Here is a 16,481-nt window from a genome sequence, read left to right as displayed (position 1 = left end):
ATTCGACGATGCACTTTGAGGACTACAACAATGATTATTTACGGTGTGGCGTTTCTCGCCTTTTGCACGCTGGTCGGTATCTGGGTCGGTGAATTGCTCGGCAAGCTGATCGGCGTGCCGGCCAACGTCGGCGGTGTCGGTATTGCGATGCTGCTGTTGATCGGCCTGGGCAGCTATCTCTACAAGAGTGGCTGGCTCAAGGGCAAGACCGAGCAGGGCGTGGAGTTCTGGAGCGCGATCTACATCCCCATCGTGGTCGCCATGGCCGCGCAGCAGAATGTCTACGGTGCGCTGAAGGGCGGGCCGATGGCGATTCTCGCCGGCACCCTCGCCGTAGTGATCGCCTTTGCTCTGGTGCCGGTGCTGACGCGCATGGGCAACAAGCAAGAGACGCCGATTGCTCCAGCCAAGACTGCGGGGTAATCGCCATGTACGAATCAATGATGAAAGTGATCACCGGCTACGGTTTGATCAGCGGCTTTTTGATTGTCGGCCTGACCATGTGGGTGTCCTACTGGATGTCCAACACCTTCACCAAGGGCCGTCTGCACGGTTCGGCGATCGCCATTCTGCTCGGGCTGGTGCTGTCGTATATCGGCGGCGCACTGACCGGTGGGCAAAAAGGCGTGGTGGATATTCCCCTGCTGTCCGGCATCGGCCTGCTCGGCGGTGCGATGCTGCGGGATTTCGCGATTGTGGCGACGGCGTTTGGCGTGAGTGTCGATGAGCTCAAACGCGCCGGATTCGTCGGTGTGCTGGCGCTGTTTGTCGGCGTTGGCACCTCGTTCGTCGCCGGGGTCGGCGTGGCGATGGCGTTCGGCTACACCGATGCGGTAAGCCTGACCACCATTGGCGCCGGTGCCGTGACCTACATCGTCGGCCCGGTAACGGGGGCAGCGATTGGTGCCAGCTCCGAGGTGATGGCGCTGTCGATTGCGGCGGGGCTGATCAAGGCGATTCTGGTGATGGTGATGACACCGTTCGTGGCACCGATGATCGGCCTGAACAACCCGCGCAGTGCGGTAATTTTCGGCGGTTTGATGGGCACCTCCAGCGGTGTTGCCGGAGGCTTGGCGGCCACCGATCCGAAGCTGGTGCCGTACGGTTGCCTGACGGCGGCGTTCTACACCGCGCTCGGGTGTCTGCTTGGGCCTTCGCTGTTGTTTCTGGCGATGCGCGGGTTGATGGGCTGATCGAGCTGATATTGATCGTTCCCACGCTCTGCGTGGGAATGCAGCCCGGGACGCTCCGCGTCCCAAAGCGGACGCAGAGCGTCCATTGAGGCATTCCCACGCAGAGCGTGGGAACGATCATGAGCTGGCCTGGCGATTGGCATACATCCGACACTCCGCCAGCAACGCCAACAAATTCGGATCGCGCTCCTTGGCCTTGAGAAACACCACGCCAATGTGCTGCTGCAACCGGTACTTCTCCTGCAACGGAATCAGCTTCACCCGGTTCTCGTACACCGCCGCAATCCGCCCCGGCAACAAGGCGTACCCCACCCCTGAGCTGACCATGCTCAGCAGGGTGAAGATGTCATTGACCTGCATCGCCACCTTCGGCTCGAACCCCGCTTGCTTGAATACCCGCACACCGTCCTGATGCGTGGCGAAGCCCTGGGTCAGGGTGATGAAGGTTTCATCACGCACTTCCGCCAGATCGACTTCACTGCGCTGAGCGAATTTTGAATCGGCCGGGGTGGCGAGGAAGATGTCGTCGGAGAACAGCGCAATCTGTTCGCAGTCCGGATCGTTGATGCTGTCGTCCAGCGACACCAGAATCGCGTCGACTTCCATGTTTTTCAGCTTGTAGAGCAGGTCGATGTTCGAGCCGAGGATCAGGTCGATGTTGAGTTCGCTGCGGCGGATCTTCAGGCCCATGATCAGCTGCGGCACGGTCTTCACCGTCAGCGAATACAGCGAGCCGAGCTTGAAACGCTCGGCGGAGAACCCGGCGGCTTCGCGGGTCAGGCGCACGCTGTCGACGACGTCGTTGATCAGCTTCTGCGCACGTTCTTCCAGCACATAAGCGCTTTCCAGCGGCGTCAGGTTGCGCCCTTCGTGTTTGAACAGCGGGCAGCGCAGGGCGTTTTCCAAAGAGTGAATGGCGCGGTGCACGCTGACGTTGCTGGTCTGCAGTTCGGCGGCAGCGCGGGCGAGGTTGCCGGTGCGCATGAAGGCGAGGAACACCTCGAGTTTTTTCAGGGTCAATTCTTCGTCGATCAGCATGGCGCGGACTCTTTTTTTTAATGCGCCGATTGTGCCCAATTCCCGCGGGCCGCGCAGGCGAGGTTGAACAGAAACATTGCGCTTTTACGCTCAAGGCCCGAGCCTTGCGCGCTGCGGTAACGAATGTGAGGTGAGCAATACATGTATCACGGGGAAAAACTCAACGCCTGGACCCATCTGGTCGGGGCCATCGCCGCGTTTATCGGCGGCGTGTGGATGCTGGTGATTGCCAGCCTCGACGGCAGTCCGTGGAAGATTGTCAGCGTGGCGATCTACGCCTTCACTTTGCTGGTGCTCTACAGCGCCTCGACCGTGTATCACAGCGTGCGCGGGCGCAAGAAAGCGATCATGAAGAAGGTCGATCATTTCTCGATCTACCTGCTGATCGCCGGCAGCTACACGCCGTTCTGCCTGGTGACGTTACGCGGGCCTTGGGGCTGGACGCTGTTCGGGATTGTCTGGGGGCTGGCGCTGATCGGCATCCTGCAAGAGATCAAACCGCGTTCCGAAGCGCGGATTCTGTCGATCGTGATTTACGCGGTGATGGGCTGGATCGTGCTGGTCGCAGTCAAACCGCTGATTGCCGCACTGGGCACGGCCGGGTTTGCCTGGCTGGCGTCGGGCGGGGTTCTGTATACGGTGGGGATTATCTTCTTTGCCCTCGATCACCGCCTGCGGCATGCCCATGGCATCTGGCATTTGTTCGTGATTGCCGGAAGTCTGCTGCACTTTGTGGCGATTCTGTTTTACGTCCTTTGAAGCAAAATCAAAAGATCGCAGCCTTCGGCAGCTCCTACATTGGAATGCATTTCAACTGTAGGAGCTGCCGAAGGCTGCGATCTTTTGGGGCCTTAGAAGTCCCCCCACAGTTGCTGGGCCACCGCCAACGCCACCACCGGCGCGGTCTCGGTGCGCAACACGCGCGGGCCGAGGCGGGCAGCGTGGAAACCGTTGCCTTTGGCCTGCTCGACTTCGCCATCCGTCAACCCACCTTCCGGTCCGATCAGAAACGCCAGCGTCGCTGGTTTGGCATGGCTGACCAGCGGTTCTGCGACCGGATGCAGCACCAGTTTCAATTCGGCTTCGGTCTGCTTGAGCCAGTCCGCCAGCAATACTGGTGGATGAATCACCGGCACCCGTGAACGCCCGCACTGTTCGCAGGCACTGATCGCCACTTGGCGCCAGTGCAGCAAGCGCTTGTCGGCGCGTTCGTCCTTGAGCCGCACTTCGCAGCGTTCGCTGAAGATCGGGGTGATTTGTGTCACGCCGAGTTCAGTGGCTTTCTGAATCGCCCAGTCCATCCGCTCGCCTCGGGACAGGCCCTGGCCGAGGTGGATCTGCAGCGGCGATTCGATTTGTCCGGCGAACTGCTCGTCGATCTGCACGACCACGCGCTTCTTGCCGACGTCCACCAAGGACCCGCGAAATTCATGGCCGGAACCGTCGAACAACTGCACCGCATCGCCCTCGGCCATGCGCAGCACGCGGCTGATGTAATGCGCCTGGGCCTCCGGCAGTTCGTGTTCGCCAGTGCTCAGCGGGGCGTCGATAAAGAAGCGGGACAGTCTCATTTCGGGTCTCTAAAAAAATGGCGCGTAGTCACTGTGGTGAAGAGCTTTGGTGGCGAGGGGATTTATCCCCGTTCGGCTGCGCAGCAGTCGTGAAATCAGCACACGCAATAATCCTGACTCACCGCGATTGCAGATTTCAGGGCGGCTTCGCCACCCAACGGGGATAAATCCCCTCGCCACAGGGTCCTTCTCGAACCTTTGGTATAGATCAGCCCGGGTCGCGGAATCCCGGATGGAAGTCTTTCGGCACCGCAACACTGACGCTGTCACGCGTAGCTATATCAATACCTTCACTGGCCACTTCGGCCAGGAAGTCGATCTGCTCCGGGGTGATCACATACGGCGGCAGGAAATACACCACGCTGCCCAGCGGGCGCAACAACGCGCCACGTTCCAGCGCATGCTGGAACACCTTCAAACCGCGACGTTCCTGCCAAGGGTAGGCCTCTTTCGTGGCTTTATCCTTGACCATCTCGATCGCCAGGACCATGCCGGTCTGGCGCACTTCGGAGACGTTGGGGTGATCGACCAGATGCGCGGTCGCCGAAGCCATGCGCTGGGCCAAGGCTTTGTTGCTCTCGATGACGTTGTCCTGTTCGAAGATGTCCAGGGTCGCCAGTGCCGCAGCGCAGGCCAGCGGGTTGCCGGTGTAGCTGTGCGAGTGGAGGAAGGCGCGCAGGGTCGGGTAGTCGTCGTAGAAGGCGCTGTAGACCTCGTCGGTGGTCAGGCACGCCGCCAGCGGCAGATAGCCGCCGGTCAGGGCTTTGGACAGGCAGAGGAAGTCCGGGCGGATGCCGGCCTGTTCGCAGGCGAACATCGTCCCGGTGCGGCCGAAGCCGACGGCGATTTCGTCGTGGATCAGGTGCACGCCGTAACGGTCGCAGGCCTCGCGCAACAGCTTGAGGTAGACCGGGTGATACATGCGCATGCCGCCCGCGCCCTGAATCAACGGCTCGACGATAACTGCCGCGACGCTGTCATGATTCTCTGCCAGCGTCTGTTCCATGGCCGCGAACATATTGCGTGAGTGTTCTTCCCAGCTCATGCCGTCGGGCCGGCCGTAGCAATCCGGGCTCGGCACTTTGATGGTGTCCATCAGCAGCGCTTTGTAGGTCTCGGTGAACAGCGGCACATCGCCGACCGCCATCGCCGCCATGGTCTCGCCGTGGTAGCTGTTGGTCAGGGTGACGAAGCGCTTCTTGTTCGGCTGGCCGCGATTGAGCCAGTAGTGAAAGCTCATCTTCAGCGCGACTTCGATGCAGGACGAGCCGTTATCGGCGTAGAACACCCGGTTCAGGCCTTGCGGGGTCATTTTCACCAGGCGCTCGGACAGCTCGATCACCGGCTGATGGCTGAAACCGGCAAGGATCACGTGTTCGAGTTGATCGACCTGATCCTTGATGCGCTGGTTGATCCGCGGGTTGGCGTGGCCGAACACGTTGACCCACCAGGAACTGACTGCGTCGAGGTAGCGCTTGCCTTCGAAGTCTTCGAGCCAGACGCCTTCGCCGCGCTTGATCGGGATCAGCGGCAGCTGTTCGTGGTCTTTCATCTGGGTGCAGGGATGCCACAACACCGCGAGATCGCGTTGCATCCACTGGTTATTCAGGCCCATTTACAGTCTCCTCGAGGCGGCTCGCGTCAGGCGCGGGCGAACAATCGCGCAAGCCTATGCAATGCATCGCGCGGGAACAACCCATTGTGTCGATTGAACTACTTTGTCTGAGCCGATAGACGTCGCTGGCGGCGTTTTGATGGCTAACGTATTCTTCGCGGTTCTTTGAGTCGTCTGACTCGCAAAACTGCTTTTTCCCACATGTTTTTCCGGAGTTCGCTGAATGTCTGTCGGTTGGCTGCGCGCCTGTGCGCTGGTGATGTTGGGGCTGTTCAGCGTTACGGCGCTGGCCAAGGATAAAACCGCAATCGTGATCGGCGGCGGCCTCTCGGGTCTGACCGCTGCTTACGAACTGCAGAACAAAGGCTGGCAGGTCACCCTGCTGGAAGCCAAACCGAGCCTGGGCGGGCGCTCGGGCATGGCCACCAGCGAGTGGATCGGCAACGACAAGACTCAGCCGGTGCTGAACAAGTACGTTTCGACCTTCAAGCTCGGCACCACGCCGGCGCCGGAATTTGTGCGTACGCCGGGTTATCTGATCGACGGCGATTATTTCTCCGCCGCTGATCTGGCCACCAAACAGCCAGCCACCGCCGATGCGCTCAAGCGCTACCAGAAAACCCTCGACGATCTGGCGCGCTCAATCGACGACCCGCAGAACCCGGCGGCGACCGCCACCCTGCATGCACTGGACCAGATCACCGTATCGAGCTGGCTCGACAAGCAGAACCTGCCGGCCACCGCGCGTCAGTTGATCAACCAGGACATTCGCACCCACTACGACGAACCTTCGCGTCTGTCGCTGCTGTATTTCGCTCAGCAGAACCGCGTTTATCGTGGCGTCTCTGACCGTGACCTGCGCGCCTCGCGTCTGGTCGGTGGCAGCCAGGTCCTGGCCCAGGCCTTCGTCAAACAGATCAAGACCATCAAGACCAGCTCGCCGGTCTCGGCCATCATCCAGGACAAGGACGGCGTGACCGTCAAAGTCGGCAGCGTCGGCTATCAGGCCGACTACGTTGTGCTGGCGGTACCGCTGCGCGCGCTGAACAAGATCGCCCTGACCCCGGCGCTGGATGCCCAGCACCTCGCCGCGATCAAAGGCACCAACTACGGCTGGCGCGACCAGATCATGCTGAAGTTCAAGACGCCAGTGTGGGAAAGCAAATCGCGCATGTCCGGCGAGATCTACAGCAATACCGGTCTGGGCATGCTCTGGATCGAACCGGCACTGAAGGGCGGCGCCAACGTGGTGATCAACCTGTCCGGCGATAACGCCCGTGTGATGCAGGCGTTCGGCGACAAGCAGATGGTCGATCAGGTGCTGATCCGTCTGCACGCGTTTTACCCACAGGCCCGTGGCTCGTTCACCGGTTATGAAATCCGTCGCTACAGCACCGACCCGTCGATGGGCGGCGCCTATCTGGCTTACGGCCCGGGGCAGATCAGCAAGTTCTGGCGCCTGTGGGAACGTCCGCTGCAACGCGTAGCGTTTGCCGGCGAACACACCGACACCTTGTACCCGGGCACTCTGGAAGGCGCACTGCGCACCGGCCAGCGCGCGGCCAGCCAGGTTGAAGATCTGGCGGCAGGCAAGTCGTTTGAACCGGTCAAAGTGGTTCCGGCTGCAGCAGCTGCAGGCGCGGCGGGTGCGGTAGCGGCGAAGAAGGGCAACTTCTTCAGCAACCTGTTCGGCGGTTCGGATGACGAGAAGAAGCCAGAGCCTGTGAAAGCGCCAGAGCCAGCACCTGCTCCGGTTGCTCCAGCGCCTGCGCCGACCCCGGCACCTGCACCTGCGCCGGTGGAAGCACCGAAGCCAGCGGCCCCGGTAAAAGCCGAGCCAGCGAAGAAAGCAGCGGCCAAGCCAGCAGCGAAGAAGCCTGCGGCCAAAACCGAAACGAAAAAGCCGGCGGCCAAACCGGCGGCGAAAAAGGCTGAACCGGCGAAGAAGCCAGCGGCCAAGCCTGCTGCAACGACCGAGACCAAGGCGCAGTAAGGCTTTGTTCACATGAAAACGCGACCCTCGGGTCGCGTTTTTTTTGCCCCGCATTTCAGTCCTTCGTCATCCGGTTACGGGACTTACCGGCGTACCGGAGCCTTCCCACAAAACACTCGGAACCAGGTGATAGCGGCTGCCAGCGCGCCAATTTTATGCTGGAAAAAATTGGAGGCATGCTATGAAAACGCTTATCGCAATACTGGTTTTGATTGCACTTTCCGGATGTAGCAGCGGGCAATTTTTCCCCGGCGGCTATGGTTCTGAACTCGCGCACAAGTGCCACATAGACCCCTACAGTGCCGAATGCCTGCAACCGCCGGCAGTACTTCATAACTGATCGGCCATGAATGGCTGGTCAGTCAAAACTCCCACTTGAAGAATTCTGTCCCGTTCGGCAGTTTCCTCAGCCACTTTTGCTTGGGTTTGCGCAGGCGCCCGGGAATGAAACCGAAACGCGCCCAGCGCAGACTGCCCGTGCGCTGGTCGTAAATCACCAGGTTTCCATCGTCCTGCACAGTCATGTATGTGTTGTACCAAAGCGACTTGTCGGCGCTGTGCGTGCTTTCCGCGATCCATAATCGTCGCCTGGAGGGTCATAAAGAAAGCCGCTGTTGCTGATCACAAACTGCAGCGGCTCGCGCATCTTCTTCGGGTGCAAAGTTGCGCTGTAAGGTTGATTGGCGTCGGCGATCCAGATGATCGCCTCACCGTCCTTGAGCACGAGGTTCCCGTCGCTTTGCAGCATCAGACGAAATCGACCGTTCTCGGATTGCAGGAATTGGCCCGCAGACATCGTTTGATTGGGCGGCAGTACAGAAGAACCACTTGCTTGAAAGGGCGTATATCGCAGAGCCATGTTTTCGTGCCTGTTTGAATAATGAAAAGAAGCATCATTCGAGCAGGTTTGAATTGCGCATCAGCGGTACATAGTTATCAGGGTCGAGTTTCGCCGTCTGCGTGTGCATAGATGACGATGGTCAATGCAGCCCCCGTCATCTGTACAAGCGCTCCACGCAGGAATCGCCTTTAATCCTTCCTTAACACCTCGCTCGCAGACTCTTGATCGTATTTATCGATATTTCAAAGCAAAATTTTCCGCTTTAATTCGATAGATAACTCGCTAGTCTTGGTTCGCAGTTCTCACAGGATTTGGGCAATGCAGCTACGTAACTCTTCTTCGCGCTATGGTTGGGTCAGCATCTTCATGCACTGGGGCGTGGCGTTGGCGGTCTTCGGGCTGTTTGCGCTGGGCCTGTGGATGGTCGGGCTGGATTACTACAGTACCTGGCGCAAAGACGCGCCGGATCTGCACAAGAGCATCGGTCTGGTGCTGCTTGGTGTGATGGTGCTGCGGGTGCTGTGGCGTTTCATCAGCCCGCCGCCGCCAACGCTGCAAAGCTACAGCCGCATGACCCGTATCGGCGCTAAATTCGGCCACGGGTTTCTGTATCTGGCGCTGTTCGCTGTGATGATTGCCGGTTACCTGATTTCCACCGCAGACGGTGTCGGGATCCCGGTGTTTGGCCTGTTTGAAGTACCTGCTCTGCTCTCCGGACTACCGGATCAGGCAGATACCGCTGGGGTGATTCATCTGTGGCTGGCGTGGGCACTGGTAATTTTTTCCGGTCTCCATGCGTTGGCAGCATTGAAGCACCACTTTATCGATCGTGATGCGACCCTCACCCGAATGCTCGGTCGCAAAGCCTGAAATTCAACCTCGACTCAAAGGAAAAGAAAGCATGTTGAAAAAGACTCTGGCCGCTCTGGCAATCGGTTCGGCCGTGCTGTCCGCCAACGTAATGGCTGCTGACTATGTAGTAGACAAGGAAGGCCAGCACGCCTTCGTCGACTTCAAGATCAGCCACCTGGGCTACAGCTACATCACCGGTACCTTCAAGGACATCGACGGCAAGTTCAGCTTCGACGCTGCCAAGCCTGAAGACAGCAAGATCGAGTTCAACGTCAACACTGCCAGCGTGTTCACCAACCACGCCGAGCGCGACAAGCACATCGCCAGCGCTGACTTCCTCAACGCCAGCAAATTCGGCAAGGCCACCTTCGTGTCCACCAGCGTCAAGTCTACCGGTGCCAATACCGCTGACGTGACCGGCGACCTGACCCTGCTGGGCGTAACCAAGCCGGTTGTCGTCAAGGCGACCTTCCTGGGCGAAGGCAAGGATCCATGGGGCGGCTACCGTGCCGGCTTCGAAGGCACCACCACCATCAAGCGTTCCGATTTCGGCAAGCAGAAAGACCTCGGTCCGAAGTCCGACGCGGTCGAGCTGTATGTTTCGTTCGAAGGTGTGAAAGCGAAATAAACTTCGCCGCCACATGAAAACGCCCCCGGTCGAAAGGCCGGGGGCGTTTTTTTTGCCACAGCATCAATCCCCTACATAAAGAGATTTGCAGTGCTCAAAAAAATGCCCCGGCTCTTTCGAGTCGGGGCATTTTTCATGACGGTATGAAACTCAGCGATTGCGGGTCAGCAGTGCTGGTTTCTCGCCACGCGGGCGGCTTGGCAGTTGATCGAGCTGCTCAGGCGTCGGGAAGCGGTCGGCTTTCGATTCCTTGTGCATGATCTTCGGCCCGTTGCTGCGCGGGTTCTGCACGGCCGGTTCGCTGCGAGGCTGATCGTCACGGGCCGGGCGGCGGTTGCGCGGCGCGGATTCGTCGCGACGACCCTGACCGTCACGCGGGGCGCCATTGCGCGGGCCGCTGCGTTTGGCCGGTGGAGTGCCGGTGCTCGAGCCGTTGCTGTTGCGCGGACCGTTCTGGCGACCCTGTGGCTGACCGCCACGGGGTGCGCCCGCGCCTTGCGCCGGTGCGCCCGGACGACGGCCACGGCCACCGGCAGGAGCGGCTTTCGGCACGTAGTCGACGCGGTTACCGAAGTTATCGATATCGTCGTCGAGGAATTCGTCCGGGGCACGGTCAGCCGCTGCACGCGGTGGCTGGCTCGGGCGCTGTTCGCGGCTCGGGGTGCCTTCGCGCGGTTTCTGCTGACGGGCAGGGCGCTCGCCACGTTCACCGGCCGGTTTTTCCTTGCCCTTGTCTTTGCCTTTGTCCTTGCGACCACCACCACCGCCGCCGCCATTCGGGCCGTCGCCACGCGGGCCACGGGAATTGCGCGGGTTGCGGATGTCCGGACGCTCGCGGGCTTCCGGCTTCTCGGCTTCGATGGTGCTGGAGTCGAAGCCCATCAGATCGCCGTCGGCAATCTTCTGCTTGGTCATGCGCTCGATGCTTTTCAGCAGTTTTTCTTCGTCCGGCGCGACCAGCGAGATCGCCTCGCCCGAACGGCCGGCGCGGCCGGTACGGCCGATACGGTGCACATAGTCTTCATCGACGTTCGGCAGCTCGAAGTTGACCACATGGGGCAACTGATCGATGTCCAGGCCACGGGCGGCGATGTCGGTGGCAACCAGAATGCGTACCTCGCCGGCCTTGAAGTCGGCCAGGGCTTTGGTGCGCGCGTTCTGGCTCTTGTTACCGTGGATCGCCACAGCCGGCAGGCCGTGTTTGTCCAGGTATTCAGCGAGACGGTTGGCGCCGTGCTTGGTGCGGGTAAAAACCAGTACCTGTTCCCACGCGCCGGCGGTGATCAGGTGCGCCAGCAGCGCACGTTTGTGGCTGGCCGGCAGGCGGAACACGCGTTGTTCGATGCGCTCGACCGTGGTGTTCGGCGGCGTCACTTCGATGCGTTCCGGGTTGTGCAGCAGCTTGCCGGCGAGGTCGGTGATGTCTTTGGAGAAGGTCGCCGAGAACAGCAGGTTCTGACGCTTGGCCGGCAGACGCGCGAGGACTTTCTTCACGTCGTGGACAAAACCCATGTCGAGCATGCGGTCGGCTTCGTCGAGAACGAGAATTTCCACGTGGGACAGATCGACGCTGCCCTGGCCGGCGAGGTCGAGCAAGCGACCCGGGCAGGCGACGAGAACGTCGACGCCACGGGACATGGCCTGGACCTGCGGGTTCATGCCGACGCCGCCGAAGATGCAGGCGCTGACGAATTTCAGGTCACGGGCGTAGATCTTGAAGCTCTCGTGCACCTGGGCCGCGAGTTCGCGGGTCGGGGTCAGGACCAGCACGCGAGGTTGGCGCGGGCCGTGACGCTGGGATTTGTCCGGGTGACCGTTGGGGAACAACCGCTCCAGAATCGGGAGGGCGAAGCCGCCGGTTTTACCGGTACCTGTCTGAGCCGCCACCATCAGGTCGCGACCTTGCAACACGGCGGGAATGGCCCGCTGTTGCACCGGAGTAGGCTCGGTATAGCCCGCATCTTCGATGGCACGGACTAAAGCCTCGGAGAGACCGAGGGAAGCAAAGGACATGAGTAATCCTGTTTTAGTTAGGGCTTGGCCCAATGGGAGTCTTGCCTGGCGCGAATCACGTTTAAGAGGACGCAATCCCGTCCGGTCCAGCGGCGGTTCCGAAGGCACGTCAGGAGCGCTCGCGCGGGCTGGAAGCTGCGCTGTAGCGGGTCGAGAGGCCTGTTACGGTTCCGGGCGTCCGGGCGTGAGCCTGGCGGGAACGCCGGAGTATAACAGAGCAATCACTGCGCGCTGCTTTCCTGCTGCTCAACGGTTTCGCCGCTGGCCGTGGCCGAGCGCAGTGATGCGCTATCAACAGGCGCGGCACCGTAGCGCGCGCTGAGCTCGGCGTAGGCCGGTTCGCGCTTGAAACGCTTGAGCTCGGCACCGAAACGCTGGACCAGCAAATCCATGCCGGCATTGCGCCGAACTGCTAGAAACTGGCTCTGGCGGCTGATAACCGTCGGGTTTTCCGTGATCAGATCGCGAATATCCAGTTCATCGAGCAAATGCTGACCGACGCGGCGATCGGTAATCAACAGGTCGATGCGTCCGCGCACCAGTTTGCCGAAATTGGCTTCATGAGTTGGCGCCGGCTCACGGGTAAACAGGTCCGACTGGCTGAAGTCAGGGCTGTACAGATAACCCGGCGAGGTGCCGATGGTCAGGCCTTTGAGTTGTTCGAGGGTGTTGAATGGATGCGGCCGCTCGTTGGCGTAGAACATCACGAATTCGACGTCGGACAGCGGTTCGCTGGGGTAGAGCAGAGTGGCGTCGCGTTCGGCGCTGTGAAAGATGTCCAGCGCACCGTCGGCTTGACCGGTCTCGAGCATCGACAGGCAGCGCTTCCACGGCAGGAACTGCCATTCCACTTCAATGCCCAGGCGCTGGAACACGATGGCGGTGGTTTCGTAGTCAAGACCGAGGTTTTTACCACCCTGTTCGTAGACGTAAGGCGCCCACGGCTCGGTGACAATACGCAACTTCTCCCCCCGAGCGGCGACGCTCAGGCAAGTCAGAAGAATAACGCTCAGCAGTTGGGCAATAAGGGGCATGGCCTGAGGTTAGTACGCGAAACGCCTGATGAGAAGCTCTGGCATGCATGTTTCGCGCAGACCCCGGGCGCAATGGCCGCGATGGCCTTATTTGCTTGCGGTTTTCAGCAGGTGTTGGTGGACCTTCGAGTGACGCGCACCAAGGATCCGTTTGACCAGGCCGCGACTGAACCAGTCCCTGAGCAAGTGCCTGCAAACCGGCTTGCCAATGCGTTGCTGCTGGTTTTCCAGCGCCTTGTCCCACCAGACCGCTGCACATGCCTGATCGAACTCGTTGGGATGTTCATAGCAGCCGTAAAGGATTTCGCGAATGAACTGACGCAGATGTGCCGGCAGCAGCAGCGTGACGAGCTTGTAGAACATCCGCTGCAGTCGCGGTGGTCGAGGCAGTTGCGGTGATACACGTCGGGTGTCGTCCAGTGCAGCCTCGCCGGTCGGGTTGTCGCCATGTTTGGCGACCCAGGCCTGAACCTTGGCCCTGAACAGGTGCTTGCGGCTCCAGTAATGGTGAATCAGATCCGGGCACTTGTTGACGTCGAGCGTGCGGTAGGCGGCCACTGACAGGCAGAACTCTTCGAGGGTGTAGGCGCCCTGTGCCGACGGGAACAGCTCATCGATCAAAGCGATGGAGCGGTCGAGCACGTGTGCGTCCTGCCGGTGCAAGCCGATGACGCCGGAGTTGAGCAGGCGCATGTGATCGTCAGTCAGGCCTTTGTCCAGCAGTGTTGCCGACAGCGTGCGATAGAGCAGGCTCATCTTGTTGTCGCCATAGCGGGCGTAGTAGTCGTTGCACAGCAGGGTGCCGGGCTGCACCCGCTCGAACAGTTTGAGCGGCGAGCAGTGGAAAAACGTATCGGTGTCGATCAACAGCGCCGTTTCATGCTCTTCAAGTATCGAGCGCAAAGCGACATGTTTGATGCGGAAGTGATAACCGTGGGGCTCACTCCATTTCTGGCGCGTTTCGGCGTCCAGCGGGCGAACGCGTACGGGGAGATGTGCATAGGGTTGCGGATTGTCGCTGAAGACCTGGATATCGATCGGGGCATCCGGTGTCTCGCGCAACCACGCCAGAGCACTGGCGATGCTGAAAACAGCTTCCTGATGGTAAGTCTCGGCACCGAAAACCAGATAGACCAGTTGAGGGCGTGTTTTTGTTTGCGCGCAGATCATCGACGACAATATTCCATTTGTGCTTTTCAGTGAAAAGGCCCGGTGAGGGCCTTTTTTATCGCATGGAAAACCTTCAGCGCGGCAGCTTGAGGTTGTTCCAGATGGCCAGGCTAGGTTCGGCCTGGTTCATCGAGTAGAAGTGCAGCCCCGGTGCGCCGCCCTGCAGCAGGCGTTCGCACATTTCGCTGACGACTTGTTCGCCAAAGCTTTGAATGCTTCGCGTGTCGTCGCCGTAGGCTTCCAGTTGCTTGCGGATCCAGCGCGGGATTTCCGCACCGCAGGCATCGGAGAAGCGCGCGAGTTTGCTGTAGTTGGTGATCGGCATGATCCCCGGCACGATCGGCAGATCCACGCCCAGCGCCTGCAAACGGTCGACGAAGTAGAAGTAGCTGTCGGCGTTGAAGAAGTACTGGGTGATCGCGCTGTCGGCACCGGCCTTTGCCTTGCGCACGAAGTTGGCGAGATCGTCTTCGTAGTTGCGTGCTTGCGGATGCATCTCCGGGTAAGCCGCGACTTCGATATGGAAATGATCGGCGGTTTCTTCACGAATGAATTCCACCAGTTCATTGGCGTGACGCAGCTCACCGCTGGTCATGCCCATGCCGGACGGCAGGTCGCCACGCAGGGCAACGATGCGCTTGATGCCGGCAGCCTTGTATTCGTTCAGCAGGCCGCGCAGGTCGTCCTTGCTGTCACCGACGCACGACAGGTGCGGTGCGGCGGGTACTTTGACTTCGCTTTCCAGCTGCAACACGGTGTTGAGCGTGCGATCACGGGTCGAACCGCCAGCGCCGTAGGTGCAGGAAAAGAAATCAGGATTGTAGGCGGCCAACTGACGAGCAGTGGCGAGCAGCTTTTCTTGCCCGGCATCGGTTTTGGTCGGGAAAAACTCGAAGCTGTAGCGACGGTCTTGGGACATTGGAGGGGGCCTCCAGCTACGAGCTGCAAGCTTCAAGCTGCAAGAGGGCGGAGCGCCGGGATCCTGTGCCTGAAGCTTGCAGCCAGCGGCTGCGTAATAACGATGAAGAAGCCAGCGACAGCTACAAGCTTCAAGTAAACCAACCGCTTTTACTTGCCGCTTGCAGCTTGAAGCTCGCAGCTGCTCTTAATAGCGATAGGCGTGCGGCTTGAACGGGCCTTCGACGGTGACGCCGATGTAGTCAGCCTGTTGCTTGGTCAGTTGAGTGACCACGCCGCCGAAGCCGCGAACCATTTCCAGGGCCACTTCTTCGTCGAGTTTCTTCGGCAGCACTTCAACGGTCAGGCGCTCGGCTTTCTGCGCTGGCGACAGGTCGGCGTATTTCTGGCCGAACAGGAAGATCTGTGCCAGAACCTGGTTGGCGAACGAACCGTCCATGATGCGGCTCGGGTGACCGGTGGCGTTGCCCAGGTTCACCAGACGGCCTTCGGCCAGCAGGATCAGGTAATCGTCGTTCTGTGGATCGAAGCTGCCGGCACCGGTGCGGTGAACCTTGTGCACCTGTGGCTTCACTTCTTCCCATGCCCAGTTCTTGCGCATGAAAGCGGTGTCGATTTCGTTGTCGAAGTGACCGATGTTGCAGACCACGGCGCGCTTCTTCAGGGCTTTGAGCATGTTCGCGTCGCAAACATTGACGTTGCCGGTGGTGGTCACGATCAGGTCGATCTTGCCCAGCAGCGCTTTGTCGATGCTCGCTTCGGTGCCGTTGTTGATACCGTCGATGAACGGCGAAACCAGTTCAAAACCGTCCATGCACGCCTGCATGGCGCAGATCGGGTCAACTTCGGAAACCTTAACGATCATGCCTTCCTGACGCAGGGACTGGGCCGAGCCCTTGCCCACGTCACCGTAACCGATGACCAGCGCTTGCTTGCCGGACAGCAGGTGGTCGGTGCCGCGCTTGATCGCATCGTTCAGGCTGTGACGGCAGCCGTACTTGTTGTCGTTCTTGGACTTAGTCACCGAGTCGTTGACGTTGATTGCCGGGATCTTCAGCTCGCCCTTGGCCAGCATGTCCAGCAGACGGTGTACGCCAGTGGTGGTTTCTTCGGTCACGCCGTGAACGCGATCCAGCACTTGCGGGTATTTCTTGTGCAGCAACTCGGTCAGGTCGCCGCCGTCGTCGAGGATCATGTTGGCGTCCCATGGCTGGCCATCCTTGAGGATGGTCTGCTCCAGGCACCACTCGTACTCTTCTTCAGTCTCGCCTTTCCAGGCGAACACCGGGATACCGGCGGCAGCGATAGCGGCAGCGGCCTGATCCTGAGTGGAGAAAATGTTGCAGGACGACCAGCGCACTTCGGCACCCAGGGCAACCAGGGTTTCGATCAGCACGGCAGTCTGAATGGTCATGTGGATGCAGCCGAGGATTTTCGCGCCCTTGAGCGGCTGTTCGGCAGCGTATTTGCGGCGCAGACCCATCAGGGCAGGCATTTCCGATTCGGCGATGATGGTTTCGCGACGGCCCCAGGCAGCCAGGGACATGTCGGCAACTTTGTAATCGGTAAAATCGGCAGGCGTGTTGACAGCGCTCATGAAGAGCCTCCATTCGTA

The 16,481-nt window shown here is 60.2% G+C and carries 16 protein-coding genes; 6 read left to right on the top strand and 10 right to left on the bottom strand.

Translation table 11 applies throughout. The features are described 5' to 3' along the window. Positions 1 to 30 precede the first annotated feature (30 nt). Positions 31 to 423, top strand: coding sequence for a malonate transporter subunit MadL (madL, locus tag FEE99_RS02000; protein WP_016772756.1), 393 nt, complete (start codon positions 31 to 33; stop codon positions 421 to 423). Between the two features lie 5 nt (positions 424 to 428). After that, positions 429 to 1,193, top strand: a complete 765-nt coding sequence (madM, locus tag FEE99_RS01995; RefSeq protein ID WP_041476796.1) for a malonate transporter subunit MadM — start codon at positions 429 to 431, stop codon at positions 1,191 to 1,193. 117 nt (positions 1,194 to 1,310) lie between these two features. On the opposite strand, the gene FEE99_RS01990 is transcribed toward madM, so the two are convergent. Then, complete coding sequence (locus FEE99_RS01990; RefSeq protein ID WP_024014641.1) at positions 1,311 to 2,231, bottom strand: LysR family transcriptional regulator; 921 nt, start codon at positions 2,229 to 2,231, stop codon at positions 1,311 to 1,313. 141 nt (positions 2,232 to 2,372) lie between these two features. Between FEE99_RS01990 and trhA the strand changes: the two genes are divergently transcribed. Beyond that, positions 2,373 to 2,990, top strand: a complete 618-nt coding sequence (gene trhA, locus FEE99_RS01985) for a PAQR family membrane homeostasis protein TrhA (RefSeq protein WP_039757573.1) — start codon at positions 2,373 to 2,375, stop codon at positions 2,988 to 2,990. Between the two features lie 92 nt (positions 2,991 to 3,082). On the opposite strand, the gene FEE99_RS01980 is transcribed toward trhA, so the two are convergent. After that, on the bottom strand, positions 3,083 to 3,802 hold the full coding sequence (locus FEE99_RS01980; protein WP_041476795.1) for a 16S rRNA (uracil(1498)-N(3))-methyltransferase: 720 nt from the start codon (positions 3,800 to 3,802) through the stop codon (positions 3,083 to 3,085). Between the two features lie 208 nt (positions 3,803 to 4,010). Further along, complete coding sequence (locus FEE99_RS01975; RefSeq protein WP_041476794.1) at positions 4,011 to 5,417, bottom strand: adenosylmethionine--8-amino-7-oxononanoate transaminase; 1,407 nt, start codon at positions 5,415 to 5,417, stop codon at positions 4,011 to 4,013. A 223-nt stretch (positions 5,418 to 5,640) separates the two neighbouring features. Between FEE99_RS01975 and FEE99_RS01970 the strand changes: the two genes are divergently transcribed. Then, positions 5,641 to 7,410, top strand: coding sequence for a flavin monoamine oxidase family protein (locus FEE99_RS01970; RefSeq protein ID WP_041476793.1), 1,770 nt, complete (start codon positions 5,641 to 5,643; stop codon positions 7,408 to 7,410). 362 nt (positions 7,411 to 7,772) lie between these two features. Here FEE99_RS01970 and FEE99_RS01965 read toward each other — a convergent pair whose 3' ends face one another. Beyond that, complete coding sequence (locus tag FEE99_RS01965) at positions 7,773 to 7,934, bottom strand: hypothetical protein (protein WP_237143800.1); 162 nt, start codon at positions 7,932 to 7,934, stop codon at positions 7,773 to 7,775. Then, positions 7,931 to 8,269 (bottom strand): hypothetical protein, encoded by a 339-nt coding sequence (locus FEE99_RS01960; protein ID WP_237143801.1) that lies wholly within the window; start codon positions 8,267 to 8,269, stop codon positions 7,931 to 7,933. Before FEE99_RS01960 ends, FEE99_RS01965 begins: the two co-directional genes overlap by 4 nt. A 300-nt stretch (positions 8,270 to 8,569) precedes the next feature. Between FEE99_RS01960 and FEE99_RS01955 the strand changes: the two genes are divergently transcribed. Together FEE99_RS01955 and FEE99_RS01950 are read left to right on the top strand one after the other, a co-directional pair. Continuing rightward, the gene (locus FEE99_RS01955; RefSeq protein WP_041476792.1) at positions 8,570 to 9,121 is read left to right on the top strand and encodes a cytochrome b; all 552 of its coding nucleotides are present in this window, start codon (positions 8,570 to 8,572) and stop codon (positions 9,119 to 9,121) included. A gap of 31 nt (positions 9,122 to 9,152) precedes the next feature. Further along, a complete protein-coding gene (locus tag FEE99_RS01950; RefSeq protein ID WP_039757580.1) occupies positions 9,153 to 9,731 on the top strand; it encodes a YceI family protein in 579 nt (192 codons plus the stop codon). A gap of 150 nt (positions 9,732 to 9,881) precedes the next feature. Here the strand turns inward: FEE99_RS01950 and FEE99_RS01945 are convergent, their stop codons facing one another. From FEE99_RS01945 to ahcY, 5 genes are all read right to left on the bottom strand, one after another. After that, on the bottom strand, positions 9,882 to 11,744 hold the full coding sequence (locus FEE99_RS01945; protein ID WP_016772767.1) for a DEAD/DEAH box helicase: 1,863 nt from the start codon (positions 11,742 to 11,744) through the stop codon (positions 9,882 to 9,884). 221 nt (positions 11,745 to 11,965) lie between these two features. Further along, a complete protein-coding gene (locus FEE99_RS01940; protein ID WP_041476791.1) occupies positions 11,966 to 12,778 on the bottom strand; it encodes a substrate-binding periplasmic protein in 813 nt (270 codons plus the stop codon). An 87-nt stretch (positions 12,779 to 12,865) separates the two neighbouring features. Continuing rightward, entirely contained in the window at positions 12,866 to 13,948 is a 1,083-nt protein-coding gene (locus FEE99_RS01935) for a hypothetical protein (RefSeq protein ID WP_041476790.1), read from the bottom strand. Between the two features lie 73 nt (positions 13,949 to 14,021). After that, positions 14,022 to 14,867, bottom strand: coding sequence for a methylenetetrahydrofolate reductase [NAD(P)H] (metF, locus tag FEE99_RS01930; RefSeq protein ID WP_041476789.1), 846 nt, complete (start codon positions 14,865 to 14,867; stop codon positions 14,022 to 14,024). Positions 14,868 to 15,053: 186 nt separating this feature from the next. Beyond that, complete coding sequence (ahcY, locus tag FEE99_RS01925; protein ID WP_041476788.1) at positions 15,054 to 16,463, bottom strand: adenosylhomocysteinase; 1,410 nt, start codon at positions 16,461 to 16,463, stop codon at positions 15,054 to 15,056. Positions 16,464 to 16,481: the final 18 nt, after the last annotated feature.

Source organism: Pseudomonas sp. ef1 (assembly GCF_007293365.2).
GTDB classification, from domain to species: domain Bacteria; phylum Pseudomonadota; class Gammaproteobacteria; order Pseudomonadales; family Pseudomonadaceae; genus Aquipseudomonas; species Aquipseudomonas siliginis.
This window is presented reverse-complemented; position numbering and strand designations above follow the sequence as displayed.